Origin of the sequence: Promicromonospora sp. Populi (genome assembly GCF_041081105.1) — a bacterium.
Lineage (GTDB): Bacteria > Actinomycetota > Actinomycetes > Actinomycetales > Cellulomonadaceae > Promicromonospora.
This window is the reverse complement of the sequence record NZ_CP163528.1, coordinates 2,650,351-2,675,580: the sequence shown is the minus strand read 5'-3', so window position 1 is coordinate 2,675,580 and position 25,230 is coordinate 2,650,351. Positions and strand designations below refer to the sequence as shown.

At 70.0% G+C, this 25,230-nt stretch carries 23 protein-coding genes; 19 read left to right on the top strand and 4 right to left on the bottom strand.

Translation table 11 applies throughout. The features are described 5' to 3' along the window. Positions 1-9: 9 nt before the first annotated feature. The 12 genes from AB1046_RS12100 to AB1046_RS12045 all read left to right on the top strand — a co-directional run bounded on the left by AB1046_RS12100 (position 10) and on the right by AB1046_RS12045 (position 12,548). Positions 10-1,260, top strand: a complete 1,251-nt coding sequence (locus AB1046_RS12100; RefSeq protein WP_369369562.1) for an N-acetylglucosamine-6-phosphate deacetylase — start codon at positions 10-12, stop codon at positions 1,258-1,260. 24 nt (positions 1,261-1,284) lie between these two features. Then, positions 1,285-1,908 (top strand): DUF402 domain-containing protein, encoded by a 624-nt coding sequence (locus tag AB1046_RS12095; RefSeq protein WP_369369561.1) that lies wholly within the window; start codon positions 1,285-1,287, stop codon positions 1,906-1,908. Between the two features lie 88 nt (positions 1,909-1,996). Further along, a complete protein-coding gene (locus tag AB1046_RS12090; protein WP_369369560.1) occupies positions 1,997-2,569 on the top strand; it encodes a GNAT family N-acetyltransferase in 573 nt (190 codons plus the stop codon). 25 nt (positions 2,570-2,594) lie between these two features. Continuing rightward, positions 2,595-4,877 (top strand): alpha-xylosidase, encoded by a 2,283-nt coding sequence (yicI, locus tag AB1046_RS12085; protein WP_369369559.1) that lies wholly within the window; start codon positions 2,595-2,597, stop codon positions 4,875-4,877. Continuing rightward, complete coding sequence (locus AB1046_RS12080) at positions 4,874-6,310, top strand: GH1 family beta-glucosidase (RefSeq protein WP_369369558.1); 1,437 nt, start codon at positions 4,874-4,876, stop codon at positions 6,308-6,310. Before yicI ends, AB1046_RS12080 begins: the two co-directional genes overlap by 4 nt. A gap of 492 nt (positions 6,311-6,802) precedes the next feature. Continuing rightward, on the top strand, positions 6,803-7,045 hold the full coding sequence (gene nrdH, locus AB1046_RS12075) for a glutaredoxin-like protein NrdH (RefSeq protein ID WP_108495800.1): 243 nt from the start codon (positions 6,803-6,805) through the stop codon (positions 7,043-7,045). Between the two features lie 35 nt (positions 7,046-7,080). Continuing rightward, positions 7,081-7,515 carry a class Ib ribonucleoside-diphosphate reductase assembly flavoprotein NrdI gene (nrdI, locus tag AB1046_RS12070; RefSeq protein ID WP_369369557.1) on the top strand — a complete coding sequence of 145 codons (435 nt, stop codon included), beginning with the start codon at positions 7,081-7,083 and terminating at the stop codon, positions 7,513-7,515. 38 nt (positions 7,516-7,553) lie between these two features. Further along, the gene (gene nrdE / locus AB1046_RS12065; RefSeq protein WP_369369556.1) at positions 7,554-9,659 is read left to right on the top strand and encodes a class 1b ribonucleoside-diphosphate reductase subunit alpha; all 2,106 of its coding nucleotides are present in this window, start codon (positions 7,554-7,556) and stop codon (positions 9,657-9,659) included. Between the two features lie 84 nt (positions 9,660-9,743). Continuing rightward, positions 9,744-10,724: a class 1b ribonucleoside-diphosphate reductase subunit beta gene (gene nrdF, locus AB1046_RS12060; RefSeq protein WP_369369555.1), complete on the top strand. Its 981-nt coding sequence runs from the start codon at positions 9,744-9,746 to the stop codon at positions 10,722-10,724. A gap of 506 nt (positions 10,725-11,230) precedes the next feature. Continuing rightward, the gene (locus tag AB1046_RS12055) at positions 11,231-11,473 is read left to right on the top strand and encodes a DUF433 domain-containing protein (protein ID WP_369369554.1); all 243 of its coding nucleotides are present in this window, start codon (positions 11,231-11,233) and stop codon (positions 11,471-11,473) included. Further along, entirely contained in the window at positions 11,463-11,855 is a 393-nt protein-coding gene (locus AB1046_RS12050; protein WP_369369553.1) for a DUF5615 family PIN-like protein, read from the top strand. Before AB1046_RS12055 ends, AB1046_RS12050 begins: the two co-directional genes overlap by 11 nt. A gap of 255 nt (positions 11,856-12,110) precedes the next feature. After that, a complete protein-coding gene (locus tag AB1046_RS12045; protein ID WP_369369552.1) occupies positions 12,111-12,548 on the top strand; it encodes a VOC family protein in 438 nt (145 codons plus the stop codon). 16 nt (positions 12,549-12,564) lie between these two features. Here AB1046_RS12045 and AB1046_RS12040 read toward each other — a convergent pair whose 3' ends face one another. Both AB1046_RS12040 and AB1046_RS12035 read right to left on the bottom strand, forming a co-directional pair. Beyond that, positions 12,565-13,092, bottom strand: coding sequence for a phosphoribosyltransferase (locus AB1046_RS12040; RefSeq protein ID WP_369369551.1), 528 nt, complete (start codon positions 13,090-13,092; stop codon positions 12,565-12,567). Positions 13,093-13,158: 66 nt separating this feature from the next. Then, on the bottom strand, positions 13,159-14,145 hold the full coding sequence (locus AB1046_RS12035) for an FKBP-type peptidyl-prolyl cis-trans isomerase (protein ID WP_369369550.1): 987 nt from the start codon (positions 14,143-14,145) through the stop codon (positions 13,159-13,161). A gap of 152 nt (positions 14,146-14,297) precedes the next feature. Here AB1046_RS12035 and AB1046_RS12030 point away from each other — a divergent pair, with 152 nt between their 5' ends. The 3 genes from AB1046_RS12030 to AB1046_RS12020 all read left to right on the top strand — a co-directional run bounded on the left by AB1046_RS12030 (position 14,298) and on the right by AB1046_RS12020 (position 16,307). After that, the gene (locus AB1046_RS12030; protein WP_369369549.1) at positions 14,298-14,597 is read left to right on the top strand and encodes a hypothetical protein; all 300 of its coding nucleotides are present in this window, start codon (positions 14,298-14,300) and stop codon (positions 14,595-14,597) included. A 61-nt stretch (positions 14,598-14,658) separates the two neighbouring features. Then, a complete protein-coding gene (locus AB1046_RS12025) occupies positions 14,659-15,441 on the top strand; it encodes an alpha/beta hydrolase (protein ID WP_369369548.1) in 783 nt (260 codons plus the stop codon). 38 nt (positions 15,442-15,479) lie between these two features. Next, the gene (locus AB1046_RS12020) at positions 15,480-16,307 is read left to right on the top strand and encodes an alpha/beta fold hydrolase (RefSeq protein WP_369369547.1); all 828 of its coding nucleotides are present in this window, start codon (positions 15,480-15,482) and stop codon (positions 16,305-16,307) included. A 107-nt stretch (positions 16,308-16,414) separates the two neighbouring features. On the opposite strand, the gene AB1046_RS12015 is transcribed toward AB1046_RS12020, so the two are convergent. Further along, entirely contained in the window at positions 16,415-17,989 is a 1,575-nt protein-coding gene (locus AB1046_RS12015) for a DivIVA domain-containing protein (protein ID WP_369369546.1), read from the bottom strand. Positions 17,990-18,325: 336 nt separating this feature from the next. On the opposite strand from AB1046_RS12015, the gene AB1046_RS12010 reads away from it, so the two are divergent. From AB1046_RS12010 to AB1046_RS11995, 4 genes are all read left to right on the top strand, one after another. Beyond that, on the top strand, positions 18,326-19,735 hold the full coding sequence (locus tag AB1046_RS12010) for a hypothetical protein (RefSeq protein ID WP_369369545.1): 1,410 nt from the start codon (positions 18,326-18,328) through the stop codon (positions 19,733-19,735). 5 nt (positions 19,736-19,740) lie between these two features. Beyond that, complete coding sequence (locus AB1046_RS12005) at positions 19,741-20,742, top strand: hypothetical protein (RefSeq protein ID WP_369369544.1); 1,002 nt, start codon at positions 19,741-19,743, stop codon at positions 20,740-20,742. Between the two features lie 12 nt (positions 20,743-20,754). Next, positions 20,755-21,795: a hypothetical protein gene (locus tag AB1046_RS12000; protein WP_369369543.1), complete on the top strand. Its 1,041-nt coding sequence runs from the start codon at positions 20,755-20,757 to the stop codon at positions 21,793-21,795. Between the two features lie 117 nt (positions 21,796-21,912). Then, positions 21,913-22,875 (top strand): co-chaperone YbbN, encoded by a 963-nt coding sequence (locus AB1046_RS11995; protein WP_369369542.1) that lies wholly within the window; start codon positions 21,913-21,915, stop codon positions 22,873-22,875. A gap of 27 nt (positions 22,876-22,902) precedes the next feature. Here the strand turns inward: AB1046_RS11995 and glgB are convergent, their stop codons facing one another. Then, on the bottom strand, positions 22,903-25,206 hold the full coding sequence (gene glgB / locus AB1046_RS11990) for a 1,4-alpha-glucan branching protein GlgB (RefSeq protein WP_369369541.1): 2,304 nt from the start codon (positions 25,204-25,206) through the stop codon (positions 22,903-22,905). Positions 25,207-25,230 lie beyond the last annotated feature (24 nt).

The following is a 25,230-nucleotide window of genomic DNA, read 5'->3' as shown; positions in this document are numbered from 1 at the left end:
GATGTCCGCATGACTGATTCCGGTGCCTTCGTCGTGCGCGGCCGCCTGGTCCAGCCCACTTCCGTGGTCGACGACGGCGTCGTCGTCGCCTCGGGCGGTCGGGTCACCTTCGCGGGCTCGATGGCCGACGCCGCGGCGACCGGCTACGGACCCGCCGTCGAACAGGTGCCGCCTGCCCCCGAGACGTACGTGCTGCCCGGTCTGGTGGACCTGCACAACCACGGCGGGGGCGGCGCCTCGTTCCCGGACGTGACCTCGGCCGACGAAGCGCTGGCGGGTGTGCTCGAGCACCGCCGGCACGGTACGACCACCCTGCTCGCGTCGCTCGTGACCGCCCAGCCGGAGGTGCTGCTGACCCGGGCCGCGGTCCTGGCCGAGCTCGCCGTGGCGGGGGAGATCGAGGGCCTGCACGCGGAGGGGCCGTTCCTCTCGCACCGCCGGCGGGGCGCACACAACCCGGCTGACCTGCAAGAAGGCAGTGTGGACCTGGTCCGGGACCTGGCCAAGGCCGCCCGCGGGTTCCTGCGCACCATGACCATCGCACCCGAGGTGCCGGGGGTGACCGGGCCCGGCGGTGTCGCCGAGGCGCTGGTCGAGGCGGGCGTGCTGCCGTCCCTGGGCCACACCGACGCCACCACCGAACAGGCCGAGGCCCTGATCGAGCAGGTCGTCGCGGCGCTGGCCGCGGCGGGCGGCAAGCTCGGGCCGATGACGGCCACGCACCTGTTCAACGGCATGCGCCCGCTGCACCACCGCAAGCCCGGGCCGATCGCGGCCTGCCTCGCCGCGGCCGCCCGCGGCGACATGGTCGTCGAGCTGATCGGCGACGGCGTGCACCTTGACGCCGCGACGGTGCGTTCGGTGTTCACCATGGTCGGCGCCGACCAGGTCATGCTCGTGACGGACGCGATGGCGGCGGCCGGCGTGGCCGACGGCCGCTACGAGCTCGGGCCGATGTCGGTGGAGGTGCAGGGCGGCGTCGCGCGGATCGCGACGGACGCCGACGCCGGGGCAGAGGGACCGATCGCGGGCGGCACCGCCCACCTGATCGACGTCGTCCGCCACGCTGTGTCGGCAGGCGTGCCCCTGCCGGACGCCGTGCGCTCCGCGACCGCGGTGCCCGCCGGCGTGCTGGGCCTTGACGGCGAGGTCGGCAGCCTGGAACCCGGCGCCCGCGCCGACGTCCTGGTCACGGACGCGGACCTGCGGCCGCGGCGGGTGCTGCGCCACGGTGTAAACGTGCCCGTCGCAGCCTCGTAACCGACCGCTGTTAGCGTGCCGAGCATGACGACGTCCGACGTGTTCCAGCCTGGCCAGACGGTGGTGCGCCGCGAGATCATGCGGGGCGAGCCGTGGATCGCCATCCCGCAGGTCTGCGTCCAGGACGACGGCGACCTGCTTGTCACCTACACCCCCGGCGGGACGCCGATGGTGTATCCGCGCTCTGGCGCGTTCCCGGTGGGGGAGCACCCGTGGAAGCTCGCGGGCAGCACGCACTGGCGCGGCCACGGGCGGCTGGAGCTGCACTGGGCCGGGGTGGAGCACTCCATCTTCCTGTTCTGGGCGGGGGCCGAGCGCGCGTTCCAGGGCTGGTACTTCAACCTGGAGGACGCGCCCCGCCGCACCGCCATCGGGTTCGACACCCTCGACCACGAGCTGGACGTCTGGTGGGCTGCCGACGCCGAGACGTACGAGTTCAAGGACGTCCCCGAGTTCGAGGAGACCGGTCCGGCGCGCTACCCCGGCCGCATGGCGCAGATCCGCGCCGAGGGTGACCGGATCGCCGGCCTGCTCGACGCGGGCGAGCTCTGGTGGGACAAGGCCTGGGCCGACTGGACGCCCGACCCGTCGTGGCAGCCGCGCGACGTGCCCGAGGGCTGGGCGAGCACCCCGTTCGAGGCGCGTTAGCCGCGACTCGCCGGTGCCGGCGCGCACCCGCGCAAAATACCCCGCATTTCGCGGTGGCATCTCGGGTTCTGGGCATTACGGTCGGATCGTGCCCACTTCCGTTCCGGCTTCCGAGCCCTACCGCGTCGGTCCCGCCTGGCCGGTGACCACCGAGCGCCTCACCCTGCGCCCGGTAGTCCCCGATGACGCCGCAGCGTTCCTCGGCTGGCGGTCGAGCCCCGAGGTGGTGCGGTACATGTACCAGCCGCCGTGGGACCTGGCGACGGCGGAGCAGAAGCTCCGTGCCTGGTCGGAGGCTCCGTTCGAGGAGCCCGGCGACGTGCTGGTGCTCGCGGTCGTGCTGGACGGCGGCGTCGTCGGCGAGACGCTGCTCAAGTGGGCCGCCGGGCCGCGGCAGGTCGAGGTCGGCTACGCCATGCACCCGGGTGTGGGCGGCAAGGGCCTGGCCACGGAGGCGGCCCGCGCCACCGTCCGGCTCGCGTTCACCAGGTACGGCTTTCACCGCGTGTTCGCGCGCATCGACGAGGAGAACCACGCCTCGGTGCGGGTGGCGGAGCGCCTCGGCATGCGCCAGGAGGCCCGCCTCCTGGAGAGCGACCTGCGGGACGGCGTGTGGTCCACCGAGCTGGTCTACGCGATCCTGGACCGGGAGAACGCGTAGCTGAAGGCTGTGTGAGGCTTCGGGCATGAGATTCACCGACGGCTACTGGGAGCTGCGTCCCGGCGTCGAGATGCTCCGTCCCCGCGACGTCGACTCGGTCGAGGCCGGGGCCGGCACCCTGACCGTGCACGCGCCCACGGCGCCCATCACGGGGCGCGGCGTCACCGTGAGCCGCCCGGTCGTGACCGTCACGTTCGACGCCCCGGCGGACGGCGTGATCGGGGTACGCATCGAGCACCTCCAGGGCGGCCGCGACCGCGGCCCGCACTTCGCGATCAACCGGGAGCCGGGCACGGTCAAGGTGGTGGTGCCCGACGGCGAGGGCGCGGGCGACGGTCCTGCCGAGCTCACCTCCGGCGGCCTCACGGCCCGCGTCGCCACCGGTGGCCCGTGGCACGTCGACTTCGTGGCGGACGGCGAGGTGCTCACGTCGTCGTCGCACCGGAGCGTCGGGATCGCGACCACACCCGACGGCGAGTTTGTGCACGAGCAGCTGACGCTCGGGGTGGGCGAGCACGTCTACGGCCTGGGCGAACGGTTCGGCGCGTTCGTGAAGAACGGCCAGAGCGTGGACATCTGGAACGAGGACGGCGGCACCGCGAGCGAGCAGGCCTACAAGAACGTGCCGTTCTACCTGACCGACCGCGGCTACGGCGTGTTCGTGGCCCACCCCGAGCGGGTGTCGTTCGAGGTGGGGTCCGAGGTGGTCAGCCGCACCCAGTTCTCGGTGCCGGGGCAGTCGCTCCAGTACTACGTGATCCACGGGCCTACGCCGGCCGAGATCCTGCGCCGGTACACGGCCCTCACCGGACGGCCCGCCGTCGTCCCCGCCTGGTCGTACGGGCTGTGGCTCTCGACGTCGTTCACCACTGACTACTCCGAGTCCACGGTGATGAGCTTTGTCGACGGCATGGCCGAGCGGGACATCCCGCTGTCGGTGTTCCACTTCGACTGCTTCTGGATGCGCCAGTTCCACTGGTGCGACTTCGTGTGGGACCCGGCGACCTTCCCCGATCCGGAGGGAATGCTGGCCCGGCTGCACAACCGTGGGCTGAAGGTCTGCGTGTGGATCAACCCGTACATCGCCCAGCGCTCCCACCTGTTCCGCGAGGGCAAGGAGAAGGGCTACCTGGTCAAGACCGCCGACGGCGACGTCTGGCAGTGGGACCACTGGCAGGCCGGCATGGCCCTGGTCGACCTCACCAATCCCGAGGCCGCTGCCTGGTACCAGGACAAGCTGCGCGTGCTGCTGGACCAGGGTGTGGACTGCTTCAAGACGGACTTCGGGGAGCGCATCCCCACCGACGTCGTCTGGCACGACGGGTCCGACCCGCAGCGGATGCACAACTACTACGCCGCCCTCTACAACCGCACGGTCTTCGAGCTGCTCGAACAGGAGCGGGGCCGCGGCGAGGCCGTCGTGTTCGCGCGGTCCGCCACCGCGGGCACCCAGGCCTATCCCGTGCACTGGGGCGGCGACTGCGAGTCCACGTTCGTCTCCATGGCGGAGTCCCTGCGCGGCGGCCTGTCGCTCTCGCTGTCCGGCTTCGGCTACTGGAGCCACGACATCGGCGGGTTCGAGGGCACACCCGACCCGGCGGTGTTCAAGCGCTGGGTCGCGTTCGGCCTGCTGTCCTCGCACTCCCGGCTGCACGGGTCGAGCTCCTACCGCGTCCCGTGGGTGTTCGACGACGAGGCGGTCGACGTCACGCGCAAGTTCACCAGGCTGAAGATGCGGCTCATGCCGTACCTCGGCCGGCTCGGCCACGTCGCCGCCGAGGAGGGCCTGCCCGTCATGCGCCCCATGGTGCTCCAGTTCCCTGACGACCGGACGGCGGCGTCCGTCGACACCCAGTACCTGCTGGGGCCGTCGCTGCTGGTCGCGCCCGTCTTCAGCGAGTCCCGCGTGGAGTACTACGTCCCGGCGGGGGAGTGGACCCGCCTGTCCGACGTCGGTGGGGCGGGCCTTGCCCCGACCGTCACCGGGCCGAGCTGGGTCACCGAGGAGCACGGCTTCGACAGCCTCCCGCTGTTCGTCCGGCCCGGCACCGTGCTGCCCGTTGGTGATCGAGATGACCGGCCCGACTACGCCTGGGCCGAGGGTGTGACGTTACGCTGCACCCGTCTGCCCGAGGGGTTCGACGAAGAGGTCCTGGTACCCGGTGGCACCGGCGCCCCGGCGACGTTCCGTGTGCGGTACGCGTCCGGCGTCGTGCACGTGACCAGTGCCGACGCCCCAGGCGGCTGGGGCGTAGAGAACGACGGACGCAAAGCACGGGCCACAGGCCCAGGAGAGGTGAGACTTTGAGTGCACGGAAATTCCCCGCGGACTTCCTCTGGGGATCGGCGACGGCGTCGTACCAGATCGAGGGCGCTGTCACCGAGGGCGGGCGCGGCCCGTCGATCTGGGACACCTTCTCGAAGACGCCCGGCAAGACGCTGAACGGCGACACGGGCGACGTGGCGGACGACCACTTCCACCGGTGGCAGGAGGACGTCGAGCACATCAGGAACCTGGGTCTGGGCGCGTACCGGTTCTCCATCGCGTGGCCGCGTGTGCAGCCGGGCGGCTCGGGCGAGTTCAGCGCCGAGGGCATCAGGTTCTACTCGGACCTCGTGGACGGGCTGATCGCGGCGGGCATCAAGCCCGTGGTCACGCTCTACCACTGGGACCTCCCGCAGGAGCTGGAGGACGCCGGCGGCTGGACCAACCGTGAGACGGCCTACGCCTTCGCGAAGTACGCGCGCCGCATGGCCGAGGAGCTGGGTGGCCGCATCGACGTCTGGACCACGCTCAACGAGCCGTGGTGCTCCGCGTACCTGGGCTACGGCTCGGGCGTCCACGCGCCGGGCCGCACCGAGCCCCTGGCCGCCCTGCAGGCCGTGCACCACCTGAACCTGGCGCACGGTCTCGCGGTCCAGCAGATCCGCGAGGTGCTCGGCTCTGCCGCCAAGACGTCGATCACGCTGAACCTGCACGTCTTCCGGCCGGACGACCCCACCTCCGAGGCGGACCTCGGCGCCGTCCGCGTGGTCGACGCCCTCGCCAACCGGGCCTTCCTCGGCCCGGTGCTCGACGGTGCCTACCCCGCTGACCTGCTGGAGAACACGGCGTCGGTCACCGACTGGTCGTTCGTGCACGACGGCGACCTGGAGATCACCAGGCAGCCGCTGGACGTGCTGGGCGTCAACTACTACTCGACGGCGCGCGTGCGGCACTTCTCCGGGCAGGGCGACCGGCAGCAGGCCGACGGGCACAAGGACGCCGCCGGCACCCCGTGGATCGCCGCGGACGAGGTCGAGTTCCTGCCGCAGCCCGGCCCGTACACCGCCATGGGCTGGAACATCGAGCCCGCGGGCCTCACCGACCTGCTGGTGTCGCTGCACAAGACCTACCCCGGCCAGCCGCTCATGGTCACCGAGAACGGTGCCGCGTTCGACGACACCGTGGTCGTCGAGGACGGCGTGGCGCGGGTGCACGACGTGGAGCGTGTCTCGTACCTGCACGACCACGTCGAGGCCGTGGGCCAGGCCCACGACCAGGGTGTGGACGTGCGCGGGTACTTCGCGTGGTCGCTGCTCGACAACTTCGAGTGGGCCTACGGGTACGACCGCCGGTTCGGCATCATCCGGGTCGACTACGAGACCCTGGAACGCACCTGGAAGGACTCGGCGCACTGGTACCGCCGCCTGGCGACGAGTGGCACGCTGCCGACGACGGACGAGGTCACCCCCGCCTGACCCCTCGTTGAGTGCTGGGTATTCGCCCTCCTGGCCTCCGCCACAGGGCGAATGCCCAGCACTCAACTGGCTTGGTCGGGTGTCCGGCGAGTGTCCCGTGGGTGTCCTGCGGGACACGCCCAAGTGTCGCGACACGCCGTGGACTCAGATCACTTTTTCTGGGTTCGCGGGTCCCTCCGCGGACGTGTGAACTGCCCTTTCTCGCGCCTCGTGGGCACCCGTACGAGCACCCCGCGCAGAGCCCTGCACGCGGCCTACCAGGCGGTGTCAGAGGCTCGTGGCAGCATGGTCTACGGGCGCCTCGGAGGGGTCTCAGAGCGGTCGTGCAGCGGGTTGGGCATAGTGCGCCGTTCGCCCAGAACCACAACATGTCGTAAGCAAGCGAGTGTCAGACACTAGGTGTAGTGTTTGGTTCAGCGGGAGACGCAGACCCGCTGACAAAGCACATCGGTGTAAGTTCACGGGTGTCCTTCCAGGTCAGAGGAGGCGGACATGAGCGTCACGGTCTACAGCAAGCCGGCGTGCGTCCAGTGCGACGCGACGTATCGGGCACTGGATCGCAAGGGCGTCGAGTACTCGGTCGTCGACATCACGCAGGACGCCGAGGCGCTCGAGATGGTTCGCGGCCTCGGGTACCTCCAGGCGCCGGTCGTCGTGGCCGGTGACACCCACTGGTCGGGCTTTCGCCCCGACCAGATCAGCGCGGTCGCCGCCCTTCAGGCCGCTTCGGCCTGACCTGCAGTACAGCAACGTCGGCAAGGAGGCGTGACGTGGTTTCTCTCGTCTACTTCTCCAGCGTGTCCGAGTACACGCACCGGTTCGTCGGGAAGCTTGGCCTCGACGAGCTGGGGATGTCGGTGCACCGGATTCCGCTGCGCCCGGCCGACGGTTTTCTGCGCGTGGACGAGCCCTACGTCCTCATGTCCCCCACCTACGGTGGCGGCAACGAGGGCGGGGCCGTCCCCCGGCAGGTGAGGAAGTTCCTCAACGACGAACACAACCGGTCGCTCATCCGCGGGGTCATCGCCGCGGGGAACACCAACTTCGGGGCTGCGTACTGCATCACCGGGGACATCATCGCTGCGAAGTGTGACGTCCCGTATCTCTACGCCTTCGAACTACTGGGTACGGCGCAGGACGTCACGCGCGTCCGCAACGGATTGGGACGATTTTGGCAGCAACAACGACTGAGCCTGTCAGCCTGACTGAGGGCCTGAGCGAGATCCCCCTGGAGAGCATCCAGATGGATTATCACGCGCTCAACGCCATGCTGAACCTGTACGGACCGGACGGGAAGATCCAGTTCAGCAAGGATCGCGAGGCGGCCCGCCAGTACTTCCTGCAGCACGTGAACCCCAACACCGTCGACTTCGAGACGCTGGACGCCAAGCTCAAGCACCTCGTCGAGGCCAAGTACTACGACCCGACCGTGCTGGCCAAGTACTCGGACACCTTCGTCAAGGAGCTGTTCCAGCTCGCGTACTCGAAGAAGTTCCGGTTCGAGACGTTCCTGGGTGCGTTCAAGTACTACACCTCGTACACGCTCAAGACGTTCGACGGCAAGAAGTACCTGGAGCGCTTCGAGGACCGCGTGGCCATGGTCGCGCTCGGCCTGGCGGACGGCGTCGAGCAGACGGCGCGCGACATCGTCGAGGAGGTCATCTCCGGGCGCTTCCAGCCTGCGACGCCGACGTTCCTCAACGTCGGCAAGGCGCAGCGCGGCGAGCCCGTGTCCTGCTTCCTGCTGCGCATCGAGGACAACATGGAGTCCATCGCGCGCGGCATCAACTCCGCGCTGCAGCTCTCCAAGCGCGGTGGCGGTGTTGCACTGCTGCTGAGCAACATCCGCGAGCACGGTGCGCCGATCAAGCACATCGAGAACCAGTCGTCCGGTGTCATCCCCGTGATGAAGCTCCTCGAGGACTCCTTCTCGTACGCGAACCAGCTCGGCGCGCGGCAGGGCGCCGGTGCGGTGTACCTGCACGCCCACCACCCCGACATCATGCGATTCCTCGACACCAAGCGGGAGAACGCGGACGAGAAGATCCGCATCAAGACCCTCTCGCTCGGCGTCGTCATCCCGGACATCACGTTCGAGCTGGCCAAGAAGAACGCGGACATGCACCTGTTCAGCCCGTACGACGTCGAGCGGGTCTACGGCGTGCCGTTCGCCGACATCTCCATCTCGGAGAAGTACGACGAGCTCGTGGCCGACGACCGGATCCGCAAGACCACGATCAGTGCCCGCGACTTCTTCCAGACGGTCGCCGAGCTGCAGTTCGAGTCCGGGTACCCGTACATCATGTTCGAGGACACGGTGAACAAGGCGAACCCGATCAAGGGCCGCATCACGCACTCGAACCTGTGCTCGGAGATCCTGCAGGTCTCCACCCCGTCGACGTTCAACGAGGACCTCTCGTACAACGAGGTCGGGCGGGACATCTCCTGCAACCTGGGCTCGCTGAACATCGCCAAGGCGATGGACTCGCCGGACTTCGGCCGGACGATCGACACCGCGATCCGCGCACTGACCGCGGTGAGCGACCAGACGTCGATCGAGTCCGTCCCGTCGATCAAGCTGGCGAACGAGCGGGGCCACGCCATCGGCCTGGGCCAGATGAACCTGCACGGCTACCTCGCCCGTGAGCGCATCTACTACGGCTCCGAAGAGGGCATCGACTTCACGAACCTCTACTTCTACACCGTTGCGTACCACGCGATCGCGGCCTCCAACCGCCTTTCCATCGAGCGCAACAAGAAGTTCGGTGGCTTCGAGGACTCGAAGTACGCCACCGGCGAGTACTTCGACAAGTACGTCGAGCAGGAGTGGAAGCCGGCCACGGAGCGCGTCGCACGCCTCTTCGCCGACGCCGGGGTCGCGATCCCGACGCAGGACGACTGGCGCGAGCTGCGGGCCTCGGTCATGGAGCACGGCATCTACAACCAGAACCTCCAGGCGGTGCCGCCCACGGGTTCGATCAGCTACATCAACAACTCGACGTCGTCGATCCACCCGGTGCCGGCCCAGATCGAGATCCGCAAGGAAGGCAAGCTCGGTCGCGTCTACTACCCGGCGCCGTACATGACGAACGACAACCTGGACTACTACCAGGACGCGTACGAGATCGGGTACGAGAAGATCATCGACACGTACGCCGCGGCGACGCAGCACGTGGACCAGGGCCTGAGCCTCACGCTGTTCTTCAAGGACACCGTCACCACGCGCGACGTGAACAAGGCGCAGATCTACGCGTGGCGCAAGGGAATCAAGACCCTGTACTACATCCGCCTGCGTCAGCTCGCCCTGGAGGGTACCGAAGTGGACAACTGCGTCAGCTGCATGCTCTAGAGCATTGACGGCGCGTCTGCCTCGGCGCGCCCGCATCGCCCATGATCAGCCCGACCGCCGTCGTACACCGGAAGAAGAACGAAGATGTCGCCCACAGGGAAGCTCAAGCTCATCGACCGCGTGACCGCGATCAACTGGAACCGTCTTGAGGACGAGAAGGACGTCGAGGTCTGGGACCGTCTGGTCGGCAACTTCTGGCTGCCCGAGAAGGTCCCGGTCTCCAACGACATCCAGTCGTGGAACACCCTCTCGGAGCACGAGAAGACCATGACCTCGCGGGTGTTCACCGGCCTGACCCTCCTGGACACCATCCAGGGCACGGTCGGAGCGGTGTCGCTGATCCCGGACGCCATCACTCCCCACGAGGAGGCGGTGTACACCAACATCGCCTTCATGGAGAGCGTGCACGCGAAGAGCTACTCCTCGATCTTCTCCACGCTGCTCTCCACGCCGGAGATCGACGCCGCCTTCGCGTGGTCCGAGCAGAACGAGAACCTGCAGAAGAAGGCAGAGATCGTGCTCGACTACTACCGGGGCGACGACCCGCTGAAGCGCAAGGTCGCCTCGACGATGCTCGAGTCGTTCCTGTTCTACTCCGGCTTCTACGCGCCGATGTACTGGTCCTCGAGGGCCAAGCTCACGAACACGGCCGACCTGATCCGCCTCATCATCCGCGACGAGGCGGTGCACGGGTACTACATCGGCTACAAGTACCAGAAGGGCCTCGCGAAGCTGACGCAGCCCGAGCAGGACGACCTCAAGGCGTACACGTTCGACCTGCTGTTCGAGCTGTACGAGAACGAGGTGGAGTACACCGACTCGCTGTACGGCGAGCTGGGGCTGACCGAGGACGTCAAGAAGTTCCTGCGGTACAACGGCAACAAGGCCCTGATGAACCTGGGCTACGAGGCGTTGTTCCCCAAGGAGGACACCGACGTCAACCCCGCGATCCTCGCGGCGCTGTCGCCGAACGCGGACGAGAACCACGACTTCTTCTCGGGATCCGGCTCGTCGTACGTCATCGGCAAGGCCGTTGAGACCGAGGACGACGACTGGGACTTCTGACAAGTTTCCAATGCGCAGTTGTCTAGCGCGTTGGGCTAGGACACACAATGACCCCGTCCGGCAGATTGCTGAACACCAAGTGGGTCAGCGGCCGGGCGGGGTCATCGAGGTTCTTCGCAGGAACTCCTCGACCCTATCGTGTTGCCATGTGATCGCATCCCAATGGGTGCGTGATCTGCCTCATGCGGCCGTGTGTGGGAAAGGCCAGAACATGGCTAAGAACATCAGGCCGGGACAGTCGGCCGAAAGGTCCGGGCAGTACGAGATCGTCGGTCCGCGTGGCGGACGTACCGGTGAGGAACGCACGATTCCTCGCGGGCACACCGCCCCTCCGACGCCGAAGCCCGGTCAGACCTATGAGCTCGTCGACCCGACGAAGAACGGATCGGGGCGGGCCTGAGTAAGGGACGTCGGGTTGGTCGGCTAGTTTGCGTCCAGCCCGGCGTCTCGGTCATTGTTCACGGGCGTCCCTGGCTGCGAGGCGGGACGCGTGGGAGACTGACGACATGGCTGCTGAAGCAACCCGTCTCGGTCGGATCGCCGTGGACCCTACGGTCGTGCACGGAAAGCCGCGGATTCGCGGTACCCGGATGACGGTGCAGGTCATCCTGGAACTGCTCGCGGCCGGCGAAACCTTCGAAGAGATCCTGGACGAGTACGACGAGCTGTCCCGGGAGGACATCGTCGCTGCCCTCGAGTACGCGGCCTCGGTAGCCGGTGGTCTCCAGGTTCAGGCCCTTGTCGCCTGAGGCGGGCGAATCGGAGCGATTCATTGTCGATGCTCAGCTTCCGAGGTCTCTGGCTGTTCGGCTGACGGAGTTCGGGTACGACGCGATCCACGTCAAGGAACTCCCGGCTGGAGGCGACACCAGCGACTCCGAGATCACGAGGGTTGCTGATCTGGAGCGCAGGATCGTCGTCACGAAGGACGCGGACTTCCGGCACACGCACGAAACCGGCGGGCACCCTCACAAGTTGCTTCTCGTGACCGTTGGCAACATCAAGAACCGAGACCTGCTTGCCCTCGTCAGCGCTCATCACGTCACGATTTCAGCGGCGTTCGCCCATGCGGACTTCGTCGAGCTGGGATCCAGTGCGCTCACTCTGCACCCTCGCCGAGAGTATTCGTGAGCAGGACATAGAGCCCGCAATCGCGGACTCTCACGAGTGGCACGCAGTAGGCACGCGGCCCGCAAGCCGCCGCAGAATCCCCAGCATTCTGCGTGTCCCGTTAGGCCCGGGTCAGGTATCCCCCGCGCTGGACGAAGGATGCGGCCGGGATGTCGAGATCGACGTGGCAGCTCCGTCCTAGGGATAGATGCGGCCAGCGTGGTCGCAACAGCCCGGCCTCACACGGGAATTCACTCTCCGAGAGGGAGAACCAGTATGACAATCCAGCGGATGGACCATGTAGGCGTCGTTGTCGACGACATGGAAGCCGCCAAGGCGTTCTTCGTCCAGCTCGGTATGGAGCTGGAGGGCGAGGCGCCGGTCGAGGGGGACTGGGTGGACCGTGTCAACGCGATCGACGGCGTCCGAGTCGACATCGCGATGATGCGGACCCCGGACGGTCACGGCCGCCTGGAGCTGACGAAGTTCCACAACCCGGCGGTGTCCAGCGCCGAGCCGGTGAATGCACCGAACACGCTGGGTCTGCGGAACATCATGTTCCAGGTCGACGACGTCGACACCATTGTCGCCGACTTGCTTGCCCATGGCGCGGAACTCGTGGGGGAGGTGGCGCAGTACCAGGACAGCTACCGGCTCTGTTACGTCCGCGGCCCCGAGGGAGTCATCGTGGCATTGGCCGAAGAACTCAACTGACAGCCTGGCCGGCTGCTCACGCCTCGGTCGACCGGGCGCCCGTCACCGGCGGTTCGGCGGACCACGGGAAGGTGATCCACAGGTCGGTGTCCTTCCACGAGTAGTCGGGCTGGATGATGGTGCGCGGCTTGGTGTACAGCACCGCGGAGCGGGCCTCGGCGCCCTGCTTCTCCAGGAGGTCCATGACCAGGGCCAGGGTGCGGCCGGAGTCGGCGACGTCGTCCACCACGAGGACCTTGGCGCCGGGTAGGTCGGACGTGTCCATCAGCGGCGGCAGCACGCGCGGGTCGTCGAGCGTCTGGCCGATGTCCGTGTAGAACTCGACGTTCAGCGTGCCCACGCCCTTGGTGCCGAGCGCATAGGCCATGGCGCCCCCAGGCACCAGCCCGCCGCGCGCGACGGCGATCACCACCTCCGGGACGAACCCGCTGTCCACCACCTGGTGGGCCAGGTCGCGCACCGCGTCGGGGAAGGCCACCCAGGTCAGCACCTCGCGCTCCGGCACTGGAGCGGGCTCAGCGGCGGGCAGGTCTGTCGAAGTCATGTGCCGACCCTACGAGAAGTGGCGGGCACCCGGCTCGGGTGCCCGCCACTTCCAAGTCCCTGTCGGTCAGGCCGCGGCCTCGGCCCCAAGGATGTCGACCACGAACACCAGCGGCGAGTTCGCCGGGATGCCGGCCTGCTCCTGGTCGCCGTAGGCCTGGTCGGCCGGCACGACGAGCAGCACCTGGCTGCCGACCGTCTGCCCGGCGATCCCGTTGGTCCAGCCGGGGATCACGCCGGTGAGCGGGAACGACGTCGGCGCGCCACGGCTCCACGAGGAGTCGAACGACGTGCCGTCGAGCAGGCAGCCCGCGTACTGGACGGTGACGGTCTGGTCCTCGGTGACCTCGGCGCCGTCGCCCTCGAGGAGCGGCTGGACCACGAGCTCGGCGGGCGCGGTGTAGCCCTCCGGGATGGTGACGGTCGGCTGGCCGTCATCGGCGAGCGCGACGGTGGGCAGGCCCGCCTCCGGGGTCACCGCGGTGCCCTCGGCGCGTGTCGGGCCGGGCTCCTGGACCTCGCCGGCCTCGGTGATCTCGACCACCGTGACCTGGATGGTCTGGTCCATGGCGGTGCTGGCCATGAGGATGCGCGTGCCCTCCGTCTGGCCGATCAGCTGGTCGTTCAGGAGGTCGTACTGCGGGTCGCCGAGCGTGAACGTCTCGGGCGATCCGGTCTCCCAGGTGGAACCGCTCGTGGAGCCGTCCGCGCCCGCGAGCACTATGTAGTTGATGGTGATCTCGGTGTCTTCGACGAGCGGGTCGCCGGTGCCCTCGTCCAGCACGCGGAACGTCGGTGCGGAGATCTCCAGGGGGGTCTCGAACTCGACGGTCGGCTCCTCGCCGACCGCGCCGGTGACCTCGATCGCGTCGACGGCTGCGACGTCCGCCTCGGACGGGCTCGGCAGGGGCGACGGCTCGGCGGCCGGCGTCACCTCGCAGACGGCGTCACCGGAGGCGGCAGCGTCGCCGCCCGCGTCGCCGCTTGCGCAGCTCGTCAGTGAGAGGGTGGCCAGCGCGACGGCTGCCAGGCCGGCAGTGGTGCGGTGCTTCACAAGTAGTCCTTCGGTAGGTTTACGCCTTGCTGGGGACCGGCACACTCTAGCGGGCGCAGATGTGTGCGGCTCCCAGGTGATGTGGTGCGCGGCGCGGCCCGTTTTCTGGCATGGTCCAGCCATCCGCTCCGCCCTGCGGAAGAATAGATGGCATGCCGTCGAACCGCCGCTCCAACAAGCGTCCGTATGCCGCGGACCATGTGCCGCTCGATCTCGACCGTGCGACGGGTGGCCGCCGCAGCGAGTCCGCGGCCGACGGCGAGTGGGTGGTGCAGCGGATCCGCTCGTCCGACAAGACCTACGTCTGCCCGGCCTGCCGCCAGGAGGTCACCCCGGGCACGCCGCACGTCGTCGCCTGGAAGACCGACGATCTGCTGGGGCCCGAGGCCGGGCTGGACGGCCGGCGGCACTGGCACAACAGCTGCTGGCAGCGACGCACCAACCTGCGCTGACCCGGCGGCGGGTATAAGGGCAGAGCCCTGGCAGCGGTGGTCAGAGCGAAGCAGGGAGAGAATGGGACCGATGACCACTGAAGCGACGCCGGGCGCGGCCTCCGGCCAGACGACACACCAGATCCGCTCGGGCACGGTCCTGCCCGCGCAGCGCGAGGACGTCGAGCTGCACACCGCCGACGGGCTCACCCTGGTGGGTGAGCTCTCGCTGCCCGAGGACAGCGAGCCGGCGGCCAGCCTGCTGACGTTCCACCCGCTGCCCACGCACGGCGGCTTCATGGACTCCCACGTGTACCGCAAGGCGGCCTGGCGGCTGCCCGCGCTGGCGAACCTCGCGGTGCTGCGGTTCAACACGCGCGGCACCACCTCCCCGCGCGGCACGAGCGAGGGCACCTTCGACGGCGGCGACGCCGAGCGGTACGACGTCGCGGCGGCGATCGAGCTGGCCGAGTTCCGCGGGCTGCCGCGGCCATGGCTCGTCGGCTGGTCGTTCGGCACGGAGCTGGTGCTCAGGCACGGCACCGACCCGAGCGTCGAGGGCGCGATCCTGCTGTCGCCGCCGCTGCACCGCGCGACCGACGAGGACCTGGACCGCTGGGCCGCGTTCGGCAAGCCCCTCGTGGTCCTGGTCCCCGAGCTCGACGACTACCTCCGGCCCGAGGAGGCGAAGCGCCGGTTCGCGCGCGTCCCGCAGGCCGAGGTGATCGGCGTCGACGGCGCCAAGCACCTGTGGGTCGGGGAACCGGCGGTCGCCCGCGTGCTGAACGAGATAGTCGCCCACGTGCTGCCCGACCACCCGCTCCCGCTGCCGACGCACTGGGACGGACCGCTGGGCACGTCCTGAGCCTTACCCACCACGGCACCCACTACAGGAGGACGACGATGACCTCACGATCCGGCGGGAACCTGGCAACCTTCGCGCTGCGCGACGGCGGCGGCGTGCCGCTCGTGCTGCTGCACGGCTTCCCGCTCGACCACCGCATGTGGGCGGTCTGCGCGCCGCACCTGCCGCCGGGCACGCGCGCCATCGGCATCGACCTGCCGGGCGCCGGGCACAGCGACCTGGACGGGCACCCGCCGAGCATCGAGCACTCGGCCGACGCCGTGTACCGGACCATGGTCGCGGCCGGCGAGGGCAACGCCGTAGTCGTCGGGCACTCGATGGGCGGCTACGTGGCGCTCGCCCTGGCCGAGCGGCACCCGGGCTTCGTCGCCGGGCTGGGCCTCGTGGACACCAAGTCCACGGCGGACACCGAGGAGGCACGCGCCAAACGGCTACGGATCGCCGCCGCTGCCGACGCCAGCCAGACGGTGGACGCGGTGCTCGGCATGCCCGCCGACCTCGTGGGCGCCACGAGCACGCGGCGTCGACGGCACCTGTTCCCCCTGCTGGACTCGTGGATCCGGGCGCAGTCGCCGGCCGGCGTGGCGTGGGCGCAGCGGGCGATGGCGGCCCGCCCCGACCGGACGGCGGTGCTGGAGCGCTTCGACGCGCCGGTTGCCGTCGTGGTCGGTACGGAGGACGTCATCACCCCGCTGGCCGACGCCGAGCACATGGTCCGAGCGGCAGGGGCGCCGTCGGTGTTCTCCGCCGGCGACTCCGCGCTCACCCTCGTACCGGCCGCCGGCCACCTGAGCGTCGTCGAGGAACCGCAGGCGGTCGCGGCGGCCCTGGGCCTGCTGCACTCCCACGTGGTGGCTCATCGCTGATCGATACGCCGAGACACAATCACGCCGAGACAGAGCTGGGGCGGAACCAACCAGTGGTTGGTTCCGCCCCAGCTCTGTCCGGCTCTGTTCGGCTCTGTTCAGCTAGGTCAGCTCGAGGCGCCGGCCTTCTCGGAGACCTGCTCCTCGGCGTCGTCCTGCTCGGCGGGGGAGGAGGCCGAGTCTGCAGCCTTGGCCTGACCGGCCTTGGTGCTCGCCTTCGTGCCCTTGACCGACGGGATGACGACGGTCGCCGTGCCCACCGGTACGGGGGACGGGTTGCTCGGCGGGATCGACGCCGGCATTGACGGGTCCGCGTCCGCGGACTCGGGGATCTCGGGCTCGGCCTCGGTCCCGTCGCCGACGACGGCGAAGCGCGCCTGCTGCGCCGGAGTGGCCCCTGCCATGCTCGACGGCTTGGCCGGCGGGCTGGGCAGCGCGGGAGCCGCGGGGGTGCCGTTGCCCGATGCGGGCGGCGTCAGCATGCCGCGCAGCTCGTCCAGGTAGGAGTTGATCGAGTCGTGCTGGCGGGTGAGGTCCTCCAGCTGGTGCTGCGCGGCCGACCGGCTCGACTCCGCCTCGGCGCGAGCGTCGTCGATCGTCTGCTCCGCGAACTCGCGGGCCTCGACCACGATCCGGTCGGCGGACTTGCGGGCGTCGGCGACGAGGTCCTTGACGTAGACGTCGGACTCCGAGCGGATCTTCTCCGACTGCTCAAGGGCCACGGCCACGCGCTTCTCGGCCTCTGCCGCGTGCTCCTCGGCCGTCTTGACCAGCTTCGCGGTCTCGGACTTGGCCGTCTCGTGCCGCTCGGCGAGCTCCTTCTCGACGCTCTCCTTGCGGTGGACGATGTCGAGCTCGGCCTGGGCGAGTGCCGCGCGGGCCTGCTCGCGCAGCTCCTCCATCTCGCTGGTGACGGCGTTGGAGGCCTCGGCGGCCTGACGACGCGCCTCGGACAGGATCTGGTCGGACTCGGCGCGGGCGCTGGCCAGCAGGGCTGAGGTGTCGCGCTCCACGGTCTCCCGCTGCTCGGAGGTCTCCGCGTTGACCTTGGCGCGGAGCTGGGAGGCCTCGCGCTCGGTGTTCACACGCAGCTCGGTGGTCTCGCGCTCCACGGTCGAGCGCAGGGTGCCGAGCTCGCGCTCGAGGCTGGCCCGGCGTTCGCTCTCCTCGGCGTTGATCGCGCTGGCGATCTGCGCGGACTCACGCTCGGCGGAGCCGACGAGCTCCTCGGCGCGGCGCTGGGCGGCCAGCAGGTGGCCCTCAGCCTCGGCGGCCATCGTGGTGCGGATCTCCTCGGCCTCGCGGCGGGCGCTGGCGAGCATCTCGGCGACCTCGGACTCGGCACGCGAGCGCACCTGTCCGCCGGACAGCTTGGCGCGTGCCATGATGTCCGCGGCCTGCTGGTTTGCCTGGTTGATGATGTCGGTCGACTGGTCCTCGGCGGAACGCAGCAGCAGCTCGATGCGGGAGCCGAGGCCGGCGTAAGACGGCTTCTCGGTCTCGCGCAGGTTGCGCTTGGCATCGCTGAGGTCCTGCGTCAGCTGCATGGCGCGGCCGTCAGAGGCCTCCACCTGGCGACGCGCCTCTTCGAGGGCGTGGTTCAGCCGGTCCAGGTGCGCGTGCACCTGGTCGCGGTCGTATCCGCGCATGGCAGTCGGAAAGAGCGAGCGCTCGTCGGACACGGTGCAGACCTCCAGTGTCGGAACTTGGTGAGGCGCGGGTCAGGCTCCCCCCTGGGACGCCGCTTATACGGCTCGTCCGGCGCCCAGGATACGTGCCTTGTGCGGATGTGGATACTCCCGCTAGCGGATGCAATGTACGTATTGCATGGAATACTCTCCGCTGGCCGCGCGGCCCCGGACCCTGATGGCGGTTCAGGCACCCCCCAGTGAAGGAAGGGTGAGAGTCCCTGCCGAACCCCCACAGCACGCCCGTCATTGGACAGGGCTCCACGTACGGTCCTTATTCTGGAACATCCACCTGATCGTGGGCACACGCCCAAAATTCGAAGGGAATCGGTGGTGCAACGCTTTTGGGCGACTCTCCTGATCCTCGCCGGGCTCGGCGGGATCGGTTATGGAGTCGCGACGGCAACCGTCCTGCGCGAGTCCGACACTGTTGTCGCGACCGCGACCCCCAGCGGTGACGGAACCATGGTCGTGACCGATCCCGGCGTGCTCGGGCTCGTAGACGACCAGGTGACCGTCCGAGCCACTGTCCCCGAGGGGCAGACGGTCACGCTCGCGCTCGGGTCCGACGTCGACGTGCTCGGCTGGGTCGGCGAGGACCCCTACGACGCGGTGACCGGGCTCTCCACATGGGAGACGCTGAGCGTCGCCCCGGGTACCGGCCTGGCGACCGGTGACGAGGAGGCCGAGGACACCGAGGAACCGGCCGAGGCTCCGACCACCGGTCCCAACCCTGCCGGGTCCGACATGTGGATCTCCGAGGTGAGCGGCGAGACCGTCGCCCAGATGCGCTGGACCGAGGAGCCGGGCCGTGTGGTGCTGCTGGCCGCCGGCGTCGGCGAGAACGCGGTGGCGCCCACTCTCGAGCTCACCTGGCCGCGTCCGGTCGCCACTCCCTACCTCTGGCCGGGTGTGCTGGGTGGTGGCTTCGCCCTCATCCTCGGCATCTTCATGGCCATCGGCGCGCGGCGCGGCAAGAAGACCGGCGCGGGCAAGGGACGCTCGTCCGCGGTCCGCTCGCGCCGACCGGAATCCGACCAGCCGCATCGCGACGCGGTCTTCGGGGTGGACGGCGAGCAGTCGGAGCCGCTCGGCAACGAGCCCGACGGCGGCTACCCGCCCGCATCGGACGACCCGGTAGAGGGCGGCACCTCGGTCTACCCGCCATCACGCTCCGGGATGCCCGGACGCCGCCCGCCGGTGCAGGGCGCACCACCCGTACCCGACCGGGAGAGCGCGCCCGCCTGGGGCCCGCCCGCCCCCTTCGGCGGTGCAGCCCCGATCACGCCGCCCCCGGCACCTGAGCCGGTTCCCGCCGCCGACCCGGTCGCCGCCCCGGCGGCGTCCGCCCGCGGGCTCAGGCGCAGCCGCCGGAACCAGGGCCCGGGTGCGGGTCCCGCTCAGCCGCCGGTCGCTCCTGCTCAGCCCCCGGCGGGGCGGACGCCGTTCGCCCCCGCCCCGGGGCAGGCACCGGCACGCCCGGCCCCGGGCGAGGGTGCGCCCGCCGCGCAGGCCGCCCCGGCCGCCGCGGCGCCGTCGGGCAAGCCGATGACACGACGCGAGATGCGCATGCGTGAGCAGGCGCAGCGCCGGGCCGCGACCGGCGCGATGCCCACAGTGCCCCCTTCCGAAGCAGAGCCGGAGCCCGCCCCCGATGCGGAGCAGCCGCAGACACCGAGCAGCCGAGCTGCCGCGTGGCGCCAGACCTGGGGCGTCACCGGGGACGGAGACGACAGATGAAGCGCGTGACCAGAACCCGTACCACGGCAGTAGTGACCACCGTGCTCGTCACGGGGCTGCTCGCCGGCTGTGCCGAGGAGCTCCCCACGCCGACGCCGGAGGCGCCCGTCGCGGCGGCCGTCGTCACGCAGGCGCAGGAGCGCGAGATCCTGGACAGCGTGGCGGGCGTCGTCAATGAGGTGACCAAGTCCAGCCAGGCGGGCGATCTCGCCGCGCGCCTGTCCGGGCCCGCGCTCGAGATCCGCGAGACCCAGCTCGACGTCGCCGCGGCGCGCGGCGACACCGAGCCGCTGACCGACCTCAACATGGAGATGCAGCAGGTGATCCTGCCGTCGGACCAGACATGGCCGCGCACCAGCTTCGCCATCACTGTGCAGCCGAAGGACCTCACCACGCCGGTGCTCATGGCCTTCAACCAGGGGGACGCCCGGCAGCAGTACAAGCTGTGGGGCTGGGTCCGCCTGCTGCCCGGTGTGACCATGCCGCAGTTCGCGGAGGCTGACCTGGGGAGCGCCGCCGTAGCGGCGGACGACGAGACTCTCAAGGTGGCGCCAAAGGCCGTCATCGAGCAGTACGCCTCTGTGCTCACTGTCGACAACGACTCGAAGTACGCCGCCAACTTCGGCGACGACAACCTGCGCCAGTTCTTCCGCGACTACGGCAAGCTCCAGGTCGACGCGATCAACAAGGAAGAGTGCGGCGGCGCCTTCGAGGTCGCGTACGCGCCCACGGACGACTCGGTCAAGTCGGTGCGCACGGCCGACGGCGGCGCTCTCGTGATGGCCGCGATGACCAGCACGGAGACCATCACCGCCAAGGAGGAGGGCTGCGAGATCGGCCCGCCGACCGAGACGACGCAGGCGCTCTGGGGCGACGCCGACGTCAGCAACGTCGTCCAGGTCAACTACCGGGACATGGTGGCGATGTACGTGCCGCCCAAGGGCTCGGACGCCAAGATCAGCCTGGTCGGCTACGAGCACGTGCCCAGCTCGGTATCGAACGGCTGACGGAGGCCACCCTTGACGCGTTCCCCAGCTCTCCTCCCGGCCCGAGCCCTGCTCCCGGCCCGACGCCGAGGCGCCGTCGGCCTGGTGGGCATCGCCGCGGCCGCCGTGGTGCTCGCCGGCTGCACCGCCGAGCCGCCCACCCCCACCGCCGAGGCGCCGGTGGTCGCGGCGGTGGTCACCGCGTCGCAGGAACGCAGGATCCTGGACAGCGTCTCCACGGTCCTGGCGGAGGCGGAGCAGGCCGAAGACCTTGGTACACGCCTGTCCGGGCCCGCGCTCGCGATGCGTGAGGCCGAGCTGGCCGTCTCCGCCGCGCGTGGGGACAACGAAGCCCTGACCGACCTGACGATGGAGACGCAGCAGCTCGTCCTGCCGTCGGAGCAGGGCTGGCCCCGCAGCAGCTTCGCCATCACCACACAGCCGGCGGACGGGACCGTGCCCGTGCTCGCGGCCTTCGACCAGGCGAGCGCGCGCGACCAGTACAAGCTGTGGTCCTACGTCCGGTTGGTGCCCAACGTAACCATGCCGCAGTTCGCCGAAGAAGGGCTGGGCAGTGCCGCCGTGGCGCCCGACGACACGAGCCTCCTGGTGACTCCCGAGGCCGTGGTCGAGCAGTACGCGTCCGTGCTGACGGCCGGCGACGAGTCCAGGTACGCCGACAGCTTCACCGACGACGACTACCTGCGGCAGGTCCTGCGCCAGAGCGGACAGGACCAGGTCGCCGCGATCGAGAGCGAGGACGGCGAGGGCACCTTCGAGGTCACGTACGAGCCGACCGACGACCCGGTCAAGGCGGTCCGGACGGTCGACGGCGGAGCCATGGTGCTCGTCGCGATGCTGAGCCAGGAGACCCTGCGGGCCGAGGAGAACTGGCAGCTCGTGCCGGGCGCGGAGTCGTCGGCCAGGGCCCTCTGGGGCGACGCCGAGGGGACCAACGTCATGCAGATCGCCTACCGCAACACGGCGGCCCTGTACGTGCCGCCCGCCGACTCGGCAGGGCGGATCAGCCTGCTGGGCGTCCAACGGGTGCCCTACGCCGTCTCGAACGGCTGAGCCGCAGGCTCAGCCGTCAGACGAGCAACGCCTGACCCGCGTCGTAATCTTCCGCGACGTTCTCGCTGAGAGCGGAGTCGGTGAGGGACCGCCCCCGAGTTCATTAGGATTGGCGCCATGAGCAGTACCACTCCTCCGGCCGGGCCCGCCCGGAACGCACAGCCCGAGTTCGCGGTGCGCGGCGCCGTCGACCTGTCCGCCCTCAACCGTCCCCAGGCGCCGCCGCCCGGCGAGCCCGGTGGTGCGCCCGAAGCCGGCGGCTTTGTGGTGGACGTCAGCGAGGCGAACTTCGAGCAGCTGGTCCGCGACTCGTCCACCTACCCGGTGGTGATCCTGCTGTGGATCCCGACCGACCAGGCGAACGCCGAGCTCGGCGTCACGCTGGGCCGCCTCGCGCAGGAGTACGGCGGCCGGTTCCTGCTGGGCCGCGTCGACGCGCAGGCCAGCCCGCAGGTCGCCGCCGCGTTCCAGGTGCAGGGTGTGCCCACCGTCGTCGCGGTGCTGCAGGGCCAGCCCCTGCCGCTGTTCCAGGGTGCCGCCGACGAGCAGCAGATCCGCGGCGTGCTCGACCAGGTGCTCGCGGCCGCCGAGCAGAACGGTGTCACCGGCCGGGTCCCGGGCGCGGCACCCGCGGCCGACGAGCCGGAGGCCGTGCCGGAGCAGCCGCTGCCGCCCCTGCACCAGGAGGCGTACGACGCGATCGAGCGCGACGACCTGGAGGCGGCCGCCGCAGCCTACGGAAAGGCACTGCGGCAGGACCCCCGGGACGCGGACGCGACGGCCGGCCTGGCCCAGGTGCACCTCATGCAGCGCACGCACGACGCCGACCTCGCGGCCGTACGCCAGGCCGCGGCGGATGCGCCGTCCGACGTCGCCGCGGCGCTCGCCGTCGCCGACCTGGACATGCTGGGCGGAAAGGTCGACGACGCCTTCGCGCGCCTGCTCGACCTGCTGCCTGGGCTGGACGCGGACGGCAAGGAGCTGGTCCGCGTGCGCCTCCTGGAACTCTTCGAGGTGGCAGGCACCACGGACCCGAGGGTAGCGAAGGCCCGCAAGCGCCTGGCCCTAAGCCTCTACTGACGGCAGACCCGGTCTGGCCACCCGGTATCAGTGCTCGGGGCTGGCCGCCGGGGTCAGGATCAGCGCTCCCAGCGGGGGGACGCGGATCTCGGCCGACCAGCTGCGGCCGTGGTGCGGGATCGGCTCCGCCTGCACGCGGCCCATGTTGCCCACGCCCGACCCGCCGTACACCGTGGCGTCCGTGTTGAGCGCCTCGCGCCACACGGGATTCTCTGCAGCTGGGCTCTCCTGGTCGCCCGAGCGATCACCCGGACCGGTCGAGGCCTCGGCCGGTGCGGCGGGTGTGGCCCGGGGGATCGACGGCAGTGGCAGGCGGTACCCCTCGTGCGGCACGCCCGCGAAGTTCACGACGACCACCACCGGGTCCCCGGAGCGTGACCGGCGCACGTACGCCAGCACGTTGTGGTCGGCGTCGTCCGCCTCGAGCCACTCGAAGCCCGCCGGGTCGAAGTCGAGCTCCCACAGGGCCGGCGTCGCGCGGTAGAGCGCGTTCAGGTCCCGCACGAGGTGCTGCACGCCGGCGTGCCCGGCGTCGCCGAGCAGGTCCCAGCGCAGGCCGTCGGACTCGGACCACTCGCTGTCCTGCGCGAACTCGCACCCCATGAACAGCAGCTGCTTGCCGGGGTGGGTCCACTGGTACGCGAGGAACGACCGCACTCCCGCGAGCTGCTGCCACCGGTCGCCGGGCATCTTGCGCAGCAACGACCCCTTGCCGTGCACCACCTCGTCGTGGCTGATCGGCAGCACGAACTGCTCGGTGTAGGCGTACACCATCGAGAACGTGAGCTCGCCGTGGTGGTACCGCCGGTTGTACGGGTCCTCGGCCAGGTAGCGGAGGGTGTCGTTCATCCAGCCCATGTTCCACTTCAGGCCAAAGCCCAGCCCTCCGCCCGACGTCGGGCCTGTGACCTGGGGGAACGCCGTCGACTCCTCCGCGATCATCATGACGCCCGGCGTGCGGCGGTAGGCGGTCGCGTTCGCCTCCTGGATGAAGGCGATGGCCTCCAGGTTCTCCCGCCCGCCGTGCACGTTGGGCGTCCACTCGCCCTCCTTGCGGGAGTAGTCGAGGTAGAGCATGGACGCGACGGCGTCGACGCGCAGCGCGTCGACGTGGAACTCCTCGAACCAGTAGGTCGCGTTCGCCACCAGGAAGTTGCGCACCTCGCGGCGGCCGAAGTCGAAGATCAGCGTGCCCCAGTCCTGCTGCTCGCCCCGCTCGGGGTCGGGGTGCTCGTACAGGGGGGTGCCGTCGAAGCGGGCCAGGGCGAACTCGTCGCGCGGGAAGTGCGCCGGCACCCAGTCGAGGATGACGCCGATCCCGGCCGCGTGCAGCGTGTCCACGAGGTGCCGGAAGTCGTCGGGCGAGCCGAACCGCGCCGTCGGTGCGTAGTAGCTGGTGACCTGGTAGCCCCACGACCCGCCGTACGGGTGCTCCGCGACGGGCAGCAGCTCGACGTGCGTGAAGCCCTGCTCGGTGACGTAGGCGGTCAGCTGCTCGGCGAGCTCGCGGTAGCCGAGGCCCTGGCGCCACGAGCCCAGGTGCACCTCGTACACGCTCAGCGGACCGGAGTGCGGGTCGGTGGTCGCCCGGGCGGTGAGCCACGCGTCGTCGTGCCACTCGTGCGCCGAGGCGGTGACGACGCTCGCCGTCGCGGGCGGCAGCTCCGTCGCCTTGGCCAGCGGGTCCGCCTTGGCCCGCCAGATGCCGTCGGCGCCGAGGATCTCGAACTTGTACCGCAGGCCCGGGCCGACGTCGGGGACAAACAGCTCCCACACACCCGTGGCGCCGAGCGAGCGCATGGGGTGCGTGCCACCCCAGCCGTTGTGGTCGCCCACGAGCCGCACGCCCCGCGCGTTCGGCGCCCACACGGCGAAGGCGACGCCGGCGATGTCGCCGGACGCGCTCGGGTACCGGTGCAGGTTGGCGCCGAGCACCTGCCAGAGCTGCTCGTGCCGGCCCTCGCCGATCAGGTGCAGGTCGACGGCGCCCAGGGTGGGCAGGAACCGGTACGGGTCGTCGGACGTCCAGGTCGCCGTGCCGGAACGGGTCCGGATGCGGTAGTCGGGGGCGTGCCTTGACCCGTCGGGATCCTCCGCGGCGGGCACGACGGCGGCCCAGACTCCGGCGCCCTGGTGCGTCGCTGAGACCTCCGTGTCACCGCCCGAGCCCGAGGTTGTCACGACCACCTCGTCGGCGAGCGGCCGCAGGGCGCGCACCACGGTCCAGGGCCCGTCCAGCAGGTGCGGGCCGAGCACGTTGTGCGGGTCGTGGTGGGTTCCGGACGCGACGGCGGTCAGGACCTCGAGGTCCGCATCGGGCAGGTCAGCCATGGGGCCACCTTTCCATGTCCGGCG